This is a genomic window from Streptomyces sp., from assembly GCF_036524955.1.
GTDB lineage: Bacteria > Actinomycetota > Actinomycetes > Streptomycetales > Streptomycetaceae > Actinacidiphila.
The window spans coordinates 1-3133 of sequence record NZ_DATDBG010000118.1 but is presented as its reverse complement, the minus strand read 5'-3'; the positions used below and the strand labels follow the sequence as shown (position 1 = coordinate 3133).

Genomic DNA, 3133 nt, shown 5'->3' with positions numbered 1-3133 from the left:
GCCGTCACGCATCGCGAGCAGCGGCAGCCGGTCCGGAGCGACGGAGGTGATGACGCCGGCCAGGGCCGCCGGTGTCACCGGCTGACCGCGGAAGAAGAGCCGGCCGTCTCTCACCTCGCCGAAGACGAAGACGTGGTTGCCCTTCTCCGCCAGGCCGGCCAGCGCCCCGGCCGTGCCCTCCTCGACGCCGGGCCGATCACCCTCGGAGGCCGGCAACCAGATCGACACGGGGCTCAGTGCCTGGTCGCGCGCGACGTGGACGCCGTTCATGACGTCCTCGACCGGTGCTCCCCGGACCTCGTCGGACGCGGTACCCTCCGCGTCCAGGTCCGCGTCCGTGGCACGCGCCTTGCCCTTGTCGCGCCCCAGCTGCGGCGGGAGGTCCGCTTCCTCCTGGTCGGAGGAGTCGTGACCCGCCACCTGCTGTTCCTGTGCGGCAGAGATCGAGGGGCCGTGCCCCTCCGAGAAGGTGGTGAGTTCGTAGGGCACCTGCGTGGAGAGCACATCCTGCGTGCCCGCCGTCGAGAGGCGCGGCGTGCTGCGCTGGAGGACGTGCCGCTCGGTCAGCGGGTCGAAGACCAGTTCCAGGGCAGGGACGGGAATCCAGTCGGAGACACCGGGCACGGTCGTCGGCAGGGTCGAGGCCGCGGGCGGCGTGACGGTTGCCGTGTGCTGGTGGACGTGGGCGGAGCCGACGACCATGACCCACCGGCCGCCGTGCCACCTGCGGTCCTGCGCCCAGGCGTCCGTGGCGTACAGATTGAACCGCGCGGCGCGCTCGTGGTAGGCCCATGGCCCGGTGTCCAGGCTCCTGGCGGGGAATCCGTCGATGGCGACGACTCGGATGCCCCAGGATTTGGCGGTCTCCACCGTGGTGCGCAGTCCGACGCCGGTGCCGGCCGAGTTGAACGCGGCGTCGTACCGGTCGATGGCGCGCGCCAGCTCGGTGGGCATCTCCGCGCCGAGCTCCGAGCGGTTGTACTCGTCGAGCAGCTGCTGGTAGCTGTCGTCGCGCAGCGCCTCCAGGTAGAGGGTGCGCACGCCCTGCTGAGCCAGGAGCGGCATGTTGCGTACCAGGTACGGCCAGCTGTTGGAGGCCGTGTGCGACTCGCCGAGGACGAAACCCTCGTGGTGCTCCAGGATCTGCTGCGCGGCGAGGCCGGCCGGCAGGTCGGAAACGAGGTGGTCCACCTGGGTCAACTGCTCGTCGGACAGCCGCGGCGGGATCTGCGTGGCGCGGGCGCCGACCTCCTCGTCGACGGCCGCCAGCCGCTCGTCCTGGGACGCCCAGTAGCTCTCGGTGCGGTAGTCCTGACGGGCCACGTGCTCACGCCAGAGCTGGCTCGACGGCTGCGGCCGCTGGACGGACTCGGTGTCGTGGAGGTACTGCTGAAGGTTCTGACCGGCCTTGTCCGTGAGCGCCTTCGACAGCGGCCCGGCGACGTCGGCGAGGGTCAGCGGGTCCAGATCCGAGGTGAGGACGCCGCTGACGGTGTCCAGGCGCAGGCCGGCGATCGGCCCCACGTGGTTCAGGGCGTCGGCCAGCGTGTTGACGTCGCCGGGGCGCGTCGGCAGAAGGCTGAGCGTGTCCTGCTTCACCACCGGGCGGGGCTGCGGCGGGTAGATCTCGGCAGGCCCCGCCGGGTGCTGGTGGAGGCGCTGCGGAAGGGGGGGCCGGCTCGTGGCTCCCGGCGTCAGATGCTGGGGAAGAGGCAGGTCCACACCCGACTCGGAGAGCGAGTCCAGGGTGCCCAGCATCTGCGTCTCGGTCTCGAAGACACGGTGCTGGGCCGCGGCGAGTGTCAGGTCGTCGGCGGATTCCTCGCCCTGCCCCCGTGTGGAGTCCAGGAGGTCCAGCTGCTCCTGGTTCCGCGCCAGGTCGTGGAGCGCTTCGTCGTACCGGGAGAGTGCCTGCTCCTGTGCCGTGGGATCGTCGCCACCGGCCGTGACGTCCCTCGTGGATGTGTCGCGGCCGGTGCCCGTGCCCTGGTCCGACGGGGCCTGCTCCTCCACGTGAGCCAGCTGGTCCGCGTGGTCCGCCGTTTCCGACCGGTCGGAGACGGTGGACCGGTCCGGCTGCGGCAGCGGCTCGTGCGGCAGGGAGTCGGTCCGCGGGGTATCGGTGCGCGGACGCTCGTTCAGGACGGCGAACAGCTGGTCGGCGGTCCCGCGCGCCCCCTCGTCGCCTTCACCGACCGTGCCGCGAAGGGTCGGCTCGGAGGAGGTGACGAAACGGATCGGGCCGTCGGACGCGGTGTCCGTACGGTCCTCGGCGGTGACCTGGTTCTCGGAACGGCCCTCGGCGTCGGGCCGACCCTCGGTGTCGGGGCGGTTGTCGGCGTCTCCGGGCCGGGTGTCCGTGTCGTCGCCACCGCCCGGACGGCGGATCGCGGACTGGGGGCCGGTCTCCAGGGGCCCTGCCTGAGCGGCGGCCAGCGTGTCCTGGAAGGCGTTCTCGTGCTTCGCCTCGTGCTTCAGCCAGGCTTCGGTGTCGTGCTCGAAGGCCGCCCAGATCTCGTCGTACCGGGTGACGGTCTCCTCGCGGAAGTCCTTGCCCAGCCGCTCCACCGTCTCTTCGGTGACCTCGTAGCGGTGGGTCAGGCTGTCGGGGTGGCCGAGGATGTCGTGGAACTCCCCGGCGGACCGGTTCAGAGTGAACTGCAGCGCGGCCTCGTGCGAGAGCCGCAGCGGCAGTGTGTCCACCAGGTGCCGGAACGCGTCGTCCCAGTGCGGGGGGCGGTCCTCGTCCCGCGTCTCGGTGCCGAGCGAGTCGGTCGACTCGTGGGGCAGCAGCGGAGTCCACGAGTCGGCCGACTCCTCCGAGTACAGGGAACTGGCATCGTCGTCCCTGGACGCGATGCTGCGCGCGTCGTCGTCCCCCGGAAAGCCGCCCGGCCGGCGCGGATCCGGCGAGCCGGTCGGGTCGAGAAGCCGCGGGTCCAGGGGGTCGAGCGTGGCGAAGGACCGGGTGGCGGCACCCAGTGGCCCGTCCTGGTCGAGGTCCGCGCGGCTGTCGAGGGAATCCGGCGTGGGCGGGGTGCGGAAGTCGGTCCGTCCCAGGTTGCCGAACCAGTGCTCGTCGATGGCCTTCTCGACGGCCTTGTTCCACTCCTGGGTCAGCCGCTCCTGTCCG

General features: G+C 71.8%; 1 protein-coding gene. It reads right to left on the bottom strand.

Annotated features, from left to right (window positions below):
* Nucleotides 1-3133: membrane-targeted effector domain-containing toxin (locus VIW71_RS10200; protein WP_331621763.1), on the bottom strand; the 3133-nt coding region annotated here is incomplete at both ends.